At 71.0% G+C, this 14271-nt stretch carries 13 protein-coding genes; 10 read left to right on the top strand and 3 right to left on the bottom strand.

What is annotated here, in order from left to right; translation table 11 throughout:
• Window positions 1-47: 47 nt before the first annotated feature.
• Window positions 48-1637 (top strand): FAD-dependent oxidoreductase, encoded by a 1590-nt coding sequence (locus YIM_RS23075; protein ID WP_228004923.1) that lies wholly within the window; start codon window positions 48-50, stop codon window positions 1635-1637.
• Here the strand turns inward: YIM_RS23075 and YIM_RS23070 are convergent.
• Window positions 1611-2567 (bottom strand): helix-turn-helix transcriptional regulator, encoded by a 957-nt coding sequence (locus YIM_RS23070; protein WP_228004922.1) that lies wholly within the window; start codon window positions 2565-2567, stop codon window positions 1611-1613. The genes YIM_RS23075 and YIM_RS23070 overlap by 27 nt on opposite strands.
• A 152-nt stretch (window positions 2568-2719) precedes the next feature.
• Here YIM_RS23070 and YIM_RS23065 point away from each other — a divergent pair, with 152 nt between their 5' ends.
• The 4 genes from YIM_RS23065 to YIM_RS23050 all read left to right on the top strand — a co-directional run bounded on the left by YIM_RS23065 (window position 2720) and on the right by YIM_RS23050 (window position 7170).
• Window positions 2720-4066, top strand: coding sequence for an MFS transporter (locus YIM_RS23065; RefSeq protein WP_228004921.1), 1347 nt, complete (start codon window positions 2720-2722; stop codon window positions 4064-4066).
• A 9-nt stretch (window positions 4067-4075) separates the two neighbouring features.
• On the top strand, window positions 4076-4999 hold the full coding sequence (locus YIM_RS23060) for a phosphotransferase family protein (RefSeq protein WP_153032318.1): 924 nt from the start codon (window positions 4076-4078) through the stop codon (window positions 4997-4999).
• 120 nt (window positions 5000-5119) lie between these two features.
• Entirely contained in the window at window positions 5120-6262 is a 1143-nt protein-coding gene (locus YIM_RS23055) for a mannonate dehydratase (protein WP_153032317.1), read from the top strand.
• A gap of 92 nt (window positions 6263-6354) precedes the next feature.
• Window positions 6355-7170, top strand: coding sequence for a VOC family protein (locus tag YIM_RS23050; protein WP_194240265.1), 816 nt, complete (start codon window positions 6355-6357; stop codon window positions 7168-7170).
• Between the two features lie 2 nt (window positions 7171-7172).
• On the opposite strand, the gene YIM_RS23045 is transcribed toward YIM_RS23050, so the two are convergent.
• Window positions 7173-7823: a hypothetical protein gene (locus tag YIM_RS23045; RefSeq protein ID WP_153032315.1), complete on the bottom strand. Its 651-nt coding sequence runs from the start codon at window positions 7821-7823 to the stop codon at window positions 7173-7175.
• Between the two features lie 80 nt (window positions 7824-7903).
• Between YIM_RS23045 and YIM_RS23040 the strand changes: the two genes are divergently transcribed.
• Window positions 7904-8578 carry a hypothetical protein gene (locus YIM_RS23040; protein WP_153032314.1) on the top strand — a complete coding sequence of 225 codons (675 nt, stop codon included), beginning with the start codon at window positions 7904-7906 and terminating at the stop codon, window positions 8576-8578.
• Between the two features lie 258 nt (window positions 8579-8836).
• Here the strand turns inward: YIM_RS23040 and YIM_RS23035 are convergent, their stop codons facing one another.
• Window positions 8837-9772: a helix-turn-helix domain-containing protein gene (locus YIM_RS23035; RefSeq protein WP_153032313.1), complete on the bottom strand. Its 936-nt coding sequence runs from the start codon at window positions 9770-9772 to the stop codon at window positions 8837-8839.
• Between the two features lie 127 nt (window positions 9773-9899).
• Here YIM_RS23035 and YIM_RS23030 point away from each other — a divergent pair, with 127 nt between their 5' ends.
• Genes YIM_RS23030 through YIM_RS23015 form a run of 4 tightly spaced genes read left to right on the top strand, consistent with a single transcriptional unit; the run spans window position 9900 to window position 14267 of the window.
• On the top strand, window positions 9900-10781 hold the full coding sequence (locus YIM_RS23030; protein ID WP_194240264.1) for a branched-chain amino acid ABC transporter permease: 882 nt from the start codon (window positions 9900-9902) through the stop codon (window positions 10779-10781).
• A complete protein-coding gene (locus tag YIM_RS23025) occupies window positions 10736-11929 on the top strand; it encodes an ABC transporter substrate-binding protein (protein ID WP_153032311.1) in 1194 nt (397 codons plus the stop codon). The genes YIM_RS23030 and YIM_RS23025 overlap by 46 nt, the downstream gene beginning before the upstream one ends.
• Complete coding sequence (locus YIM_RS23020) at window positions 11929-13584, top strand: ATP-binding cassette domain-containing protein (protein ID WP_153032310.1); 1656 nt, start codon at window positions 11929-11931, stop codon at window positions 13582-13584. The genes YIM_RS23025 and YIM_RS23020 overlap by 1 nt, the downstream gene beginning before the upstream one ends.
• Entirely contained in the window at window positions 13584-14267 is a 684-nt protein-coding gene (locus YIM_RS23015) for an ABC transporter ATP-binding protein (protein WP_153032309.1), read from the top strand. The genes YIM_RS23020 and YIM_RS23015 overlap by 1 nt, the downstream gene beginning before the upstream one ends.
• Window positions 14268-14271 lie beyond the last annotated feature (4 nt).

The raw sequence follows: 14271 nt of genomic DNA, 5'->3' as shown, positions 1-14271 counted from the left end.
GATCACACGGTTGCGCTCAAGTCGGCTTGAGCGTGCACGGTGGCGACATGATCGATGAAACGAACACGGTGGAGCGCTACGAGGTGGTGGTGGCCGGTGCCGGGCCGGTGGGCCTGTCGACCGCGCTGTTCCTGGCCGACCGCGGCGTGCGGGTGCTGGTGGTGGACAAGCGGGATCCGCTCTCCGGCCCGCCGCGCGCCGGAAGCAGCGCGCGCACCCTGGAGCTGTTCCGGGCGCTCGGGCTCGGCGAGCACCTGGACCGGCTGGGGTGGGACGGTCCGGCGCCGTTGCGCTCGATCGTCAAGGACAACGCGGCCGGCGCCGTGCTGCACCGGGCGGCACCGCCGGCGCGGTACGCGGAACGACTGGACACCTGCAGCCCGATCGGCATCCGGCGGGTACTGACCCAGCACGAGTTGCAACGCGTGGCGCTGGAGCACCTGCGGCGCCGCGGCGGGCAGGTCCGATTCGGCGTCGAACTGGTGGCTGCCACCGGCGATGCCGAGTCCGTCCGTGCCAAGGTGATCGACGTCGGCACCGGCCGCGCGCGGGAGCTCGTCAGCCGCTACCTGATCGGGGCGGACGGTGCCCGCAGCCGCGTGCGGACCCTGTCCGGGATCGACCTGCCCGACCGGCAAGTCGCCGCACGGCTCAACACGGCGTTCTTCCGGGCGGATCTGGCGCATCTGCTGCCGGAGTCGGCGACGCACGCGTGCTTCATCCGCAACGAACACGTCTACTGCACTTTGTTCGCGAAGAGCGCGGCGGGCGATCGCTGGTCGTCGCACCTGATGGACTACCCGGGCAAACCGGCCGAGCTGGCACAGATGGCGCCCGAACAAACCCGGCGGTTGCTGCACGCGGCGATCGGTGACGACACGGTGCCGATCGAGCTGATCGAATGCAACGCCTGGGAAGCCGCCATCGGCGTCGCCTCGGCGTTCCGCCGCGGCCGGATCTTCCTCGCCGGTGACGCCGCCCATGTGCAGAGTTCGGCCGGTGGGCTGGGAATGAACACCGGTATCCAGGACGGGCACAACCTCGCCTGGAAGCTCGCCGCCGTCCTGCGCGGGCAAGCGGACGATGCGCTGCTGGACAGTTACGAGCCCGAACGCCGCGCCGCCGCCGAAGCGTCACTGGCGCTGTCCCTCGGCATGCACCGCGGCTACCAGGACGGGCAGGACACCAACGAACTCTACGCCCGGCTGGCGGCCGGCTACCTGCGCGGCATGATGTTCCACCGCTACGACTCCGGAGCCGTGATCACCGACGAGGCCGACGCACCGGACGTGCTCGACGACCGCGCGGCACCCGGCTACCGGCTGCCACACCGGTGGCTCGCCGACGGTGCCCGGCGACGATCCACCCTCGACCTCGCCGGCACCGGATGGACCCTGCTGACCGGTCCCGGCGGTGCCCGCTGGCACGAGAGCCGAACCGATGATCTCCGAGTTCGTCAGCTCACTCCCGGCCTGACCGGCGGTGCCGAGGTTTTCACCGAGCTGGCGGGCACCGGCCCGGACGGCGCGCTCCTGGTGCGCCCCGACGGATTCGTCGCCTGGCGCGCGCCTTGCCTTCCCGCCGACCCGGCCGCCGCCGTCCGCTCGGCCCTACGCGCTTTGCACTGGCGCGCCTGAACCGGCGAGCCCGCCGTCGGCGAATCCCGCGGCGGTGGTGGCCCGGTGCGGCGGGAAGTCGTGGAGGTGGTCGGCGAGGAAGCAGTGCTGGGAAGGCTGTGCGGCGAGGTGTGCCAGCCGTTCCCGGGTCTCTTCTCCCGCCGGTGTGTAGATGACCATCTGGGCTTCGGGCGAACCGGCCACGGTCAGGGTGGTGGTGGTCAGCCGCAACTCCCCGACCTCGGTGAAGCGCAGGACCCGGACGCGCGGGCCTGGCGAGGCGACGTCATGGGTGTTCCACATGCGCTCGAATTCGGGACTCTCCGCCGACAGCCGCCGGACGAAGCCGGTCCAGGCCGGCTCGGACAGGTGACGGCCGAACGCGGCGCGCAGCATGGCCACCATGGGCTTGACCTCGGCGATGGGGTCGACGAACGGGTTGCAGCACGGCGGGCTGGTGAAGTGTTCCCAGATGGCGTTGCGGGATTCGGGAGCGGCGGTGGTGAACACGGGGAACAACCCGTGGAAGGTGCGGTTCCAGGCGAGCAGGTCGAAGCGGCTGGAGTAGACCGCGGCCGCCAGCGGATCGAGGGTGTCGAGGATGAGCTGGATCTCGGGGGAGAGCGGCTCGTGTTCCTCGACTGGCGGCAGCGCGGGCGCGTCCGCGAGCCGGTAGAGGTGTTCCCGCTCGGCGTGTTCGAGGCGCAGCGTGCGGGCGATCGCGTCCAGCACCTGAACGCTCGGCTTGATCGGCCGCTCTTGTTCCAGCCACGTGTACCAGGTGACGCCCACGCCGGCCAGCAGGGCGACCTCCTCGCGACGCAGGCCAGGGGTGCGTCGCCGGATACCCGGGGGAAGACCGACGTCCTCGGGGGTGATGCGCTCGCGCCGGCTGCGCAGGAACCTCGCCAGCTCTCGACGGCGCTGCGCCTCGGTGCCTCTCACTGCCACGCTCCCATGGTGGCCGAGCACTCGGTCCCGCTGCCAGGTAGTCCCGCTACCAGGATGAGCACGCCCTGCCGGGTCGTCCCGGCGGGGCGAACGCTCAGCTCCATGAAAATCTCCACCACACCGGCCCCGACCAGGCCGGGCGGCTGATCGCCGTGCTCCTGGTCGGGCAGTTCATGGCCATCCTGGACGCCACCATCGTGACCGTCTCGGCTCCCGCCATCGGTACCGAGCTGCGCGCCTCGGGCGCCGCACTGCAACTCGTCGTGGCCGGCTACACGATCGTGTACGCCGTGCTGCTCATCACCGGGGCACGACTGGGCCGCCGGTTCGGCCATCGCCGCCTGTTCCTCGTCGGGCTCGCCCTGTTCACCGTCGCCTCGCTCGCCTGCGGACTGGCGGCCACGACCACGCAGCTCATCGCGTTCCGCCTTGGCCAGGGGGCAGGCGCGGCGTTGCTGGTGCCGCAGGTGCTCAGCCTCATCCAGCTCACCCTCGACGGCCCGGCCCGAGCCAGGGCCTTCAGTGTCTACGCCACCGTGCTGTCGGGAGCGGCGGTCGCCGGTCAGATCCTCGGCGGAGTCCTGACCAGCGCCGATATCGCGGGCACCGGCTGGCGGCCGATCTTCCTGGTGAACGTGCCCATCGGCCTCCTGCTGCTGGCGGCCGGGGCGCGGCTGCTGCCCGCCGACCGGCCCGACGCGACCACCGGCCTCGACCTCCCCGGCCTGCTGACGCTCTCCCCTGCCGTGCTGATGGTGGTGACACCGCTCGTGCTCGGGCATGAACTGGGCTGGCCGGGCTGGGGCTGGGCAGCACTCGCCGGCAGTGCCGTCTTCGTCGCCGCCTTCAGCTGGACCCAACGCCGCGCCGCCGCGCTGCTGGTCCCCGGCCCGGTGCTGCGCGCCCCGGGTCTGGCGCTCGCCGCCGCCTCGATCTTCGCCATGATGGCCGGCTACGCGGGTTTCCTGTTCACCATGGCGCTGTACCTGCAGGACGGCCTCGGTTTGTCCACATTGGAATCGAGCCTCGCCTTTGTGCTGTCCTCGGTGGGTTTCGGCACGGCGAGCCTGAACTGGCGGCGCGTCCCCGCCCGCTTCCACCACCGGATGATCCCCATCGGGCTCGCCCTTTCGGCGCTGGGCTACCTCGTCGTGGCCGCGATCACCGCGAACCTCGGGTCCCCCGGCGTCCTCTACCAGGCGGCGGTCGTCGTTTCCGGCGTCGGCATGGGATTGGCCTTCAGTCCCGCCCTCAACGCGGCACTGACCCACGTCGCACCCGCGGACGCGGCGAGCGCGAGCGGCGTCACGTCCACCGTGACCCAACTCGGCCAGGTCGCCGGGGTGGCCGGCCTCGGAGCGGTGTTCCTCTCCCTGAACCAGCCATCCGGATCCGTCGCGACCGCCGCCGCCGTCACCGACATCGGCGTGGCCGCACTGGTTTTCCTGGCCGCGGTGTTCGCCGTCTTCCTGCCCCGCCGGCAACCGCGGGCGATCTAAGCTCGGTGGGTGCGCAGTCCGACCCAACCCACGTTGTCGCGCGCCGTTGTCGAGTCGGTGCTGGCCGACGGCCTCGGCGCGGTCGAAGTTGTCGATGCCGCCGAGTTGAGCGGCGGCACCTTCGCCACCGTCTGGCGGGCAGCGCTCGCCGACGGCCGGGAGGTCGTGGTCAAGGTGGGACCGCTGCCGTCGGCTCGCCTGCTCACCTACGAGAAGGGGGTGATCCCGGCCGAAGCGGAGTATTGCCGCCTGGTGCGTGATCGCGCGCCGGACGTGCCGGTGCCGTCGGTCCTGGCCGCCTCCGACGACTGGATCATCACCACACTGCTGCCGGGCCGCCCGCTCGCCGGCCAGGACGCGCCGCGTGCCCGCCTCGAACTGGGCGCGGCGGTCGCCGCCCTGCACGAGATCACCGGTCCGCACTTCGGCTACACCGGTGACCGGCCGTCCGGGCGGGACTGGCCGACCGCCTTCGCCGCTGTCGTCGCGGCGCTGCGTGCCGACGCCGCGGCGTGGAAAGTGCCGCTGCCGCCGCTGGACGGGGTGATCGAGCGGCATCACGACGTGCTGGCCGCCGTGTCCCGCCCGGCCCTGCTGCACTTCGACCTGTGGGACGGAAACGTGCTGGTGTCCCCGTCGGGCGGGCTGGCCGGTCTGGTCGACGGCGAGCGGTACCTCTACGGGGATCCGCTGCTGGATCTGGTGTCGCCGGCGCTGTTCCGGCGGATCGAGGACGAGCCGGAGCACCCGTTCCTGCGGGGGTACCGTCCGGAACCGTTCGACGCGGCCGCCCGCACCCGGCTGTCGCTCTACCGGCTCCACCTCTACGTCCTGATGATCACCGAGGGCCCGAGCCGGGGCATCCGGCGCACCGATGGCCGCCACGACTACCTGACCGGCCTTCTGAACGCGGAGCTTGCCCTGCTCGGATGAGCGCGACGCAGGTGGATACCCGGAAGACATCGGGCGATGCCCTTTCGGGCTTGGACGTGACGAGCGGGCCGCTCATAGGCTCCCGCCCCGTGCGGTAACACTCCGGAAAGGACGGTCAGCGTGGATCGTAGGTCACTGCTCCGCGGCGGCGCCGCGACAGCCGGCGCGGGCGTGGTGTCGATGCTGGGAGCACCGGGCTCCGCCGCGGCGGCACCCGCCCAGCGGCCACCGGCCGAACCCAGGATGGTGCTGGGCACCCAGCGCCGCGGCGCGACACCCGCCATGCTGCGGGAGTTCAAGCGCCACGGCGTCGCCAGGGTGTGCGGCTATCCGGTGGACCCGCCCCACGACCAGGGCACCGGCGATCGCGGGTACTGGCTGGTCTCCGAGGTCGAGCGGGAAAAGGAACGCATCGAGAGCCATGGCATGGAAATGGACATGGTGGCGTTGCCGTTCCTCGGCTCGACCCTGATCGACACCGAGCACCGCCCGGCGATCATGCTGGGAAAGAGCCCCGAACGGGACCGCGACATCGAGGACGTCCAGAAGATGATCGCGGCCTGCGCCAAGGCCGGTGTCAGGACGATCAAGTACAACATGAGCATTCTGGGCGTCATCAGCACCGGGGAGGTACCCGGCCGCGGCGGCGCGATCCTGCGCCGGTTCCGGGCGCGCGACCTCGACCACACCCTGCCCGACACCATCGCGGGCAAGGTCGACGCGGACACGTTCTGGGAGCGCATCGACTACTTCCTCGAACGCGTGGTCCCGGTGGCGAACGAGTACCGGGTCCGCCTCGCCTGCCACCCGCAGGACCCGGGCACCCCGCCCGGCGGATACCGCGGCGTCGAGGAGAACGTGCTCAGCGTTCCCGGCGGCAAGGGCCTGTTCAAGTTCCTGGACCTGCGTACGAGTCCTTACCACGGCCTGAACCTGTGCTGCGGAACGCTGTCGGAGATGTTGTGGGAGCCCCAGCGGGAGGTCTACCCGATCGTCCGCGAACTGGTCGCCACGAAACGCGTGTTCAACATCCACCTGCGCAACATCAAGGGCAGGCGCGACGACTTCGTCGAAACCTGGCCCGACGACGGCGACATCGACCACACCAGGATCATCAACATCCTGGCCGACGAAGGCTACGACGGCGCGGTCGATCCCGACCACGTCCCCGAAAGCGACGCCGACCCCGCCCAATCCCAAGCCTTCGCCCAGGGATACGGCTACATCCTCGGCGCCATCGCCGCCGCCCGGCACCGTTCCTGACCGGTTCCCGGCGGCCGCACCCGGATCCCGCATCCGGGACGGCCGCCGGGCCGCTTGACCCTGACGCGGGTCAGGGCCGCAGAATCCGTGCTGTGGACGATCATTCCGAGCGGTGGCAGATCGGGCAGTTCGCCGAACTGGTCGGCCTGAGCATTCCCCAGCTGCGCCGCTACGACCGGCTGCGGCTGCTCGAACCCGGCGGTCGTGAATCGCGGTCCGGCTACCGCTACTACACACAAGGCCAGACCGGTGCCGCACGGGTCATCGCCCTGCTGCGCTCGATGGACATGCCCATCGCCGACATCCGCCGCATCCTCGCCGGCACCGGCGAAGCCGAACGGCGCCAACTGTTCCGCGACCACCGCGCCCGGCTGGAGGCCCGCCTCGACGAGGTCCGTCGCCTGCTCGCGGCGGTGGACACGCTGGAAAGGGAGGACGGCATGGCTGCTGACGGACACACCGACCTGACCGGCTGGCAGCACCTCATGCCCGAGATCCCGGTCACCGACCTGGACCGTTCGATCGACTACTACCAGGAAGCTCTCGGCTTCCGCTTCGCCTGGCGCACCACCGACGACAGCCTCGCCGCCCTGGCCAGCGGCGAGATCGAAAGATTGCTGCTCGTGCACTGGACCGGCGACAGTCCCCCGCCGGCGCAGTCGTTCTACGTGTACGTCGACGACCCCGACGCCCTGTGCGCGGAATACCGCGAAGCCGGTGCCGACATCGCCGACCCGGTGGCCTCCCGCCCCTATGGCATGCGGGACTTCGTCGTGCGCGACCCCGACGGGCACCGCTTCGTCCTCGGCCGCGGCGAACAGCGGCTGCGCGAGGTCGCCGACCACTACGGACTGACCCCCGACACGATCTCAGTCGACCCGCGGTGGCTCCCCCGCCGCGGCGGCTGAACTCAGCGGGCGGGTTCGACGAAGGGGCGGAGTCGTTCGGTCAGCGCGGCGCCGTCGACCCGCTTTGCCACGACAAAGCCGGCGCCATCTTCCTTCTGGTAGGGCACGTTGTCGTCACAGCTGACCTTGGTGCCGTCCAGGTCGAACCTGGTCACCTCGTGCGCTGTTTTCGCTTCGTACAAGAGGAACCGGTACTTCGCTTCGTAGACCGGGGCGGTGTAGCGGGGTGCGGCGTACTCGCACGTGTCCACCCGGTCGGAGCCGATGCCGACCACGTACTCGCAGAGCACCAGTCGCACGGTCGGCGACGAGGCGCTGAGCGCCAGCCAGCCGTCCGGGAGGTCCGGCCAGTCCGTGTCGTCGCCCTTGCGGGACAGGACCCGGCCCGCCACGCCCTCGTCGTAGGACTCGAAGGAGCCGTACACCGGGTGCGGGCCCTGGCCCGCGTAGGGTGCGGCGATCTCGCTGACGTCGTTCGGGAAACGCGCCGGCTCGGCGGTGGACTCCGGGCAGGGCGTGGCGGGCAGGTCGGGCACGCTGGGCGTGGTGTCCCCGGACGGCGGGTCGGGATACGACTGGATGTCCCACACCGCCAACGCGGTGATCACCACGATGATGGCCGCGATGAGCGTGACCGTGCCCTTGGCCGACATGAGCCACCTCCGTCCGTGTCCGTGGCAGGTTCCGGCCGAAGCGGGGCTGCCGGCCGGACGGCGGCACCATGCTTCCAGATATGCGTACCAACCCTCGACTGCTCGCCACCATCCTGGTCGCGATCGGCTTGGGTGTGTCGGCCTGTGGTTCCGCCGACGCACCGGATCCCAAGCCGAACCTCCTCAAGGAGTACTGGGAGTCGGCCGCGGTCAAGAACGATCGCCTGCCCGGCTACGGCGAAGCACCCGAGGACCGTCAAGCCAATCTCGCGGCCTCCTACTCCCCTGAGCAGTTGCTGTCCCGGCTGCTCAGCGTGTTCCCCTGCTCGGAACGGACCAGCACCGAGCCCCTCGCTGCCAACGGCTTCGACACCAGTTGCGCCCTCAACTCCCGGATCCGGCGCGCGGTGCAGGAGGCAGGTGGCGACACCGAGCGCGTCTCGGGTCGCGTCGCACTGGTCAAGCGCTCGAACAACGACCTGGAACTGATGACCCTCTTCATCGCCAACGGCAAGGTGATCGACGCCAACGGCGAAACCCACTCCGGACTCGACGAGTTCCGTGAGAACAACGACCTCCTCGAACCGGACGACGTGATCCTCGTACCCCGCGACCTCACCAAGACGGATGGGCAGAACGAACTCGTCACGGTGTACGGGCACACCCCGTGGGCGGGCTGGCCATGGCTGTACGGCGGCGGTGGCGTTCTGGTGCTGCTCGGCGTGCTGCTACTTCTCCGGAAGGTGCGTCGTTAGTGCCGCTCCGGCAACGATGAAGCCGATCAGGAATGGGTAGACGATTCCGCGTTCGACGAGCCCGATGAGGATCCCGCGACGACGGCCATGACTGGCCCACCATGTGACGGCGGCACTGACCCGCTTCCGGCAGGCCGGTGACCGCTGGGGCCAGGCGGGCACGCTGCCGATGCGCGCCCGGCTGCGGCGATACGACGACCTCGACGGCGCGGGCAGGGCGCTGCGGGCGGCGTACGCGGCCGCGCTGGCGAACCGGCCTCAGGAACGTACGTCCGCTAGTGCGGCTTCGCGGAACTTCCTTGGTGAGATCCCGAATTCGGCGCGGAACAGCTTGCTGAAGTGGCTCGCCTCGGTGATTCCCCATTGGGCCGCGATGCTCGACAACGGGCGGTGAGCGAAGCCGGGGTCCGCCAGCGCCCGGCGGATGCGGTCCAGGCGCCGTCGCCGGGTGTGGCCGCCGACTGTCTCGCCCTGTTGCTGGAACAGCTTGTGCAGGTACCGCACGGAAATGTGGTGGGCCGCGGCGATCGAATCGGGCGCGAGGTCGTCACCGAGGTGATCATCGATGTAGTCCAGCACCCGCGCGTACAGGTTGCCCGGTTTGGCGTCGGACCGCGCTGTGCCACGCAGGACGGTGCGCAGCAGGCAGGCCACGTGCTCGCCCATTTCCCGGCCGGTGGCCGGATCCAGGCGCGGTGCCTGTTCCGCGAACTCCGCCACCGTCGCGGCGAAGATCCGCGCCGCCGGGCTCCCGGAGAACTGCTGATCGGCGCCGATCCGGCGGAGGGCGTTCTGTTCCAGGGTGAGCGGCGAGCCCGCGACGTTGAACACGAAGTACCGGTACGGCCCGGCGATGGCCAGCCGGAACGGCCGGAAGCCGGTGTAGAGCAGGAACTCCCCCGGACCGGCGCTGGTTTCGCGGCCGTCCTGCTCCAGCCGGGCCCCGCCACCGAGCAGAACTCCCGCCAGCAGGGCGGCGACACCGGATCGACGCCAGGGCCGGACGTGCACGTCCTGGTCGCCGGTGATCTCGCACGCGTTCAGCGCGCCGAAGCGGTAGGGGCGCATTTCCGCCTCGTACGGCCCGCCCGGTGAACTGACCACGACGGTGTCCGCGGCTCGCCCGCGATGCGGCGCCGCCGTGTCCAGGTAGCCGTAGACCAGCGATCCACCCTTCGTGCGTTCCGTCGGCATGACGCCTCCTTCGGCCTCCCGGGGTCCGGCGAAAGGGCACTCGCCGACCACTGCTGTGCGCCCGAGCACCACATTCGCCACCGTGATCGGCGGATGCTACCCCGAACCGCGACGGAAGGGGTGGCACGTGGACGTGCTACTGGCGATCTTGAGCCAGTTCGGGCTCTACGGCCTGCTCACCGTCGGGATCGCGACCGTCTTCGCGGCCCTGCGCGTGGTGAACCTGGCGCACTGCGACTTCGCGATGATCGGCGCGTACGCGGCCGCCACCCTCATCGGCTTCCCGTTCGGTTGGCGCGTCGTGCTGGTTCTCGGGGCGACCATCCCGTTGCTGGTGGTCATCGAGCGCGTGCTGCTGCGCCGCTCGCGGGCGGACGGGCTCGGTTCGATGCTGGTGACCTGGGGCGTGGGCATGGCCCTGCGCCAGCTCGCCGAGGTGTCGTTCGGCGCCACGCCGCGCTCGGTCACCGCGCCGGTCGACGGCTCGGTGACCGTGTTCGGCGCCTCGGGCCCGGCGTATCGCCTCGTCTGCTCGCTCATCGCGGTCGCGGTCATCGGCCTGGTTCTGCTCGCCGCGCACCGGACGCGGTGGGGGCTGACGCTGCGTGCCGTCGCGGACAACCCGTCCATGGCCGGGTTGCTCGGCACGGATCCGAACCGGTTGCGCACCACCGCGTTCGTCGCGGGCGGGCTGCTGGCCGTGCTCGCCGGTGCCCTGTACAGCCCGACGCTGGCGGTGAGCCCGACGATGGGCTTCAGCCTGCTCGTGCCGGTCTTCTTCGCGCTGCTGTTCAGCCGTCCCGGCTCGCTCGCCACCGCGGCGCTCGCCGCGCTCGGGGTGTCCGCGCTGGCCGTGCTGCTGCGGACCCGGCTGTCCGACGTCGTCGCGGACGCCCTGTTCTACGTCGTCGTTTTCGGTATCGCCGCGGCGCGCTCGCGCCCCAGCATTCGGAGGTTCTTCTCATGGTCCCGTCGTTTCGCCGTCGGGTCTGCGCGCTCTCCGCGCTGATCCTGTTCTCCGCCACCGGTTGCGCCGGCGCGGCGATCTCCGGTTCCGGCGACGCCGACACCGGCGGTCCGCTGAAGATCGGGGTCATCGTGCCGCTCACGGGTCCGGTCGGGCAGTCCGGCACCGCATTGCGGCAGGGGTTCGAACTCGGCGTCGCGAAGGTCAACGACGCCGGCGGGATCGGCGGCAAGCAGGTCGAGTTCGTCGTCGCCGACGACGCCGGCGACCCGGCGAACTCCACCCAGCTCGCGCGCAGGCTCATCCAGCAGGACAAGGTGTCGGTGCTGTTCGGGACGATCACCGGGGACACCGCCGACGCCGTGACGAAGGTTTCCGACGACCACAGGATCCCCTTCTTCACCGCGATCCTCGGCGACCCCGAGCGGTGCTCGGCCTACCAATGGAGATTCGGCGAGTCCACCCGCCAGCTGCTCACCCCGATGCTGCCCTGGCTGCTCCAGCAGCACGGCGCGCGGGTCGCCATCGTGGGTTCGGACTACAACTACCCGCATCTCTACGCCGGGCTGGCCAAGGAGCTGACGCAGGCCGGCGGCGGAACCGTCGTGGCCGAGGAGTACAGCCCGCTGGGCCAGACCGACTGGCAGCCGGTCATCACCCGGCTGAAGGCCGCGAATCCGGACGTCCTGCTCTCGATGGTCGTCGGCGCCGACGCGATCGCGTTCAGCCAGCAGGCCCAGCAGTTCGGCCTGCTCACCCCGGAACTGGGCTTCGAGGGCGCACCACTGGACGCCGACTACCACCCCGCGCTCAGCGCGCTCACCACCGGCAGGCGCCACGCCGTTCGCTGGGCCGACGGCATGCCGGATCCCGCGAGCCGGCGGTTCGTCGCCGACTACCGGGCGAAGTACCAGTGGAACCAGCCCATTCCCGAGGTCGCGGGCAACGCCTACTTCGGCATCCAGTTCGTGCTCGCCGCGGCGGCGAAGGCGGGCAGCGATCCGGTCGCCATCAACCGGGAGGTCGGTTCCCTCCGGTTCGACTCACCGCTGGGCGCCGGTACGCATTTCGCGCCCGAGAACCACATTCTCCAGGCGGACATGTCCGCTGTGACGATCTCGCCGGACGGCTACCCGGTGACCGCGAAGTTCGGGCCGGTCGCCGACACGGTGCCGCGGGAAGGCTGCTGATGCGGAGGATCCCGCTCCTGGCGGTGCTCGCCGTCGCCCTGGCGGCCGCGCCGTTCGGGCTCAGCGCGTTCACCCTGGCCATCCTCACCCTCGGCCTGGCCTACGGGCTTTTCGCGTACGGGCTCGATCTCGCCTGGGGCCGCGCCAGGATGCTCAGCGTCGGTCACGCCGCGTTCTTCGGACTCGGTGCCTACGCGGTCGCGCTCGGCCAGGAGCACGGGTGGCCGCTCGCGCTGACCCTGCCGACGGCGCTGGCCGCGTCGGCGGTGATCGCGCTGCTCATCGCGGGCATCGGGCTGGCGTCGGCCGTTCCCGACGCGCCACTGATCCTGCTCACCCTGGGCGCGGGGCTGCTGCTGCAGAAGGCGGCGACCAGCTTCACGTCCGTGACCGGCGGGTCCAACGGGCTGTCGGTGTCCGACTCGGGCGTGGTCACCGGCTACTACCGGACGCTGGTCGTCGCGGCCGCCGTGGTCGCGTTGTGCACCTGGTCGCTGCGGAGCCGGTTCGGTGCCCGGCTGGTCGCCGCGGCCCGCAATCCCGAGCGGGCGGAGCAGACCGGCATCGGCACCGTTCGCGTGCGGACGATGGCCTTCGTGGCGAGCGCGACCGTGTCGACCACCGCGGGAGCGCTGTACGCGCCGGTCGCCGGGCTCGTCTCCCCGCTGGTCTTCGGGCTGGGGTTGTCGACGAGCGTGCTGGTGTGGCTCGCCGTCGGTGGCCGGGAGTCGGTGCTGGGCCCGTTCCTCGCCGCGGTGGTGCTCACGGCGGGCAACCAACTGCTGGGCAGTTCCTGGCAGAGCTGGTACATCCTGGCCCTGGCGGCCGCGTTCATCCTCGTCGTCCGGCTGCTGCCCGGTGGGGTGGCCGGCACGATCCGTGCGTGGCTGCGGCGTGGCAGACCCGCCGTCACGCTTCCGAAGGTCCGGCCCCGGCCGTGGCCGACGACGGCCGCCGAAGGGCCTGTCCTTGTCCTGCACGGGATTTCGAAGTCGTTCGGCCCCGTGCGGGTACTCGACGGCGTGGACCTCACCGTCGCACCGGGCCGGTGCGTCTGCCTGATCGGGCCCAACGGTGCGGGCAAGAGCACCTTGCTGGCCATCGTCACCGGACAGCTCGCCGGCGACGCCGGAACACTGCGCCTGTTCGGCCGGGACGCGTCGGCGTCACCCGTGCACGCCCGCGCCCGCCTCGGTGTCGGGCGGATGTTCCAGATCCCCAGTGTCGTCGCCGAGTTGTCCCCGGCGGACAACATCCGGCTGGCGCGGCTCGGTGCCCCCGCCGAGGTCGAACTACCCGCGCCGTACCAGGATCTCGCCGTCGACGAGAAGACCGTCGCGGGTACGCTCGCCCTCGCCGACCGGCGCCGCCTGGAACTCGCGATCGTGCTCTCCGGCGCGCCCCGCCTGGTGCTGCTCGACGAACCGGCGGCCGGGCTCGGCCCCGACGACGCCAGGCAGCTCGTGCACGCGCTGCGTGACGTCATCGCTCGCACCGGCTGCGCGATGCTGATCGTCGAACACGACATGGAGATCGTCCGCGAACTCGCCGACGACGTCGCCGTCCTGCACCAGGGACGGGTCATCGCCCACGGCTCGATGGACGAGGTCGTCGCCGACTCCACCGTGCGCCAGGCCTACCTGGGGGCGGGCTGATGCTGACTCTCCACGCGCTGGACGGCGGCTACGGTCAGGCCGCCGTCGTCCGCGAAGCGAGCACCGAAATCGGTGACGGCGAGATCGTCGCGCTCCTCGGCCGCAACGGGATGGGCAAAACAACGCTGCTGCGGACGATCTTCGGCCTGGCCGTCCGCCAGGGCGGCGAGATCACGCTCGACGGCCACCCGGTGCCGCCGAACCGCCCGGACCTCTTGGCGCGGTGGGGCGCTTCGCTCATGCCGGAGGATCGCGGCGTGTTCGGCAGCCTGACCGTCGAGGAGAACCTGGCGCTGGCGGCCAGGAAGTCGTTCACCCCGGCGGTCGACCCGCGCGAGGTCTTCCCACTGCTGACCGACCGCCGCCGCCAGCTCGCGGGCACCCTTTCCGGCGGCCAGAAACAACAGCTCGGCATCGCCAGGGCGCTGCTGGCCGGGCGGCGCGTGGTGGTCGTCGACGAACTCACCCAGGGACTGCAGCCCTCCGTCGTGCGCGACGTGGTGGAGGCGCTGGGACGGGTCGCCGCGACCGGTGTGTCGGTGCTCGTCGTCGACCAGCACCCCGACCAGACCCTGGCCTGGTGCCACCGGGTGCTGGTGATGGCGTCGGGCCGCCTGGTGCTCGACGCCCCCAGTGCCGCCGACACCCGGCGGCGCTGCCACGAACTGCTGATGTTGCGCTGAAAGG

The sequence above is a fragment of the Amycolatopsis sp. YIM 10 genome (assembly GCF_009429145.1).
GTDB lineage: Bacteria > Actinomycetota > Actinomycetes > Mycobacteriales > Pseudonocardiaceae > Amycolatopsis.
The sequence above is the reverse complement of the archived record's forward strand: the minus strand, read 5'-3'. Positions and strand labels throughout refer to the sequence as shown.

What these genes read in the sequence shown, in the direction of transcription:
- YIM_RS23025 (WP_153032311.1), top strand. Translation starts at nt 10,736, where the DNA reads ATGGTCCCGTCGTTTCGCCGTCGGGTCTGCGCGCTCTCCGCGCTGATC.
- YIM_RS23035 (WP_153032313.1), bottom strand. Translation starts at nt 9,772, where the DNA reads ATGCCGACGGAACGCACGAAGGGTGGATCGCTGGTCTACGGCTACCTG.
- YIM_RS23020 (WP_153032310.1), top strand. Translation starts at nt 11,929, where the DNA reads ATGCGGAGGATCCCGCTCCTGGCGGTGCTCGCCGTCGCCCTGGCGGCC.
- YIM_RS23045 (WP_153032315.1), bottom strand. Translation starts at nt 7,823, where the DNA reads ATGTCGGCCAAGGGCACGGTCACGCTCATCGCGGCCATCATCGTGGTG.
- YIM_RS23075 (WP_228004923.1), top strand. Translation starts at nt 48, where the DNA reads ATGATCGATGAAACGAACACGGTGGAGCGCTACGAGGTGGTGGTGGCC.
- YIM_RS23040 (WP_153032314.1), top strand. Translation starts at nt 7,904, where the DNA reads ATGCGTACCAACCCTCGACTGCTCGCCACCATCCTGGTCGCGATCGGC.
- YIM_RS23015 (WP_153032309.1), top strand. Translation starts at nt 13,584, where the DNA reads ATGCTGACTCTCCACGCGCTGGACGGCGGCTACGGTCAGGCCGCCGTC.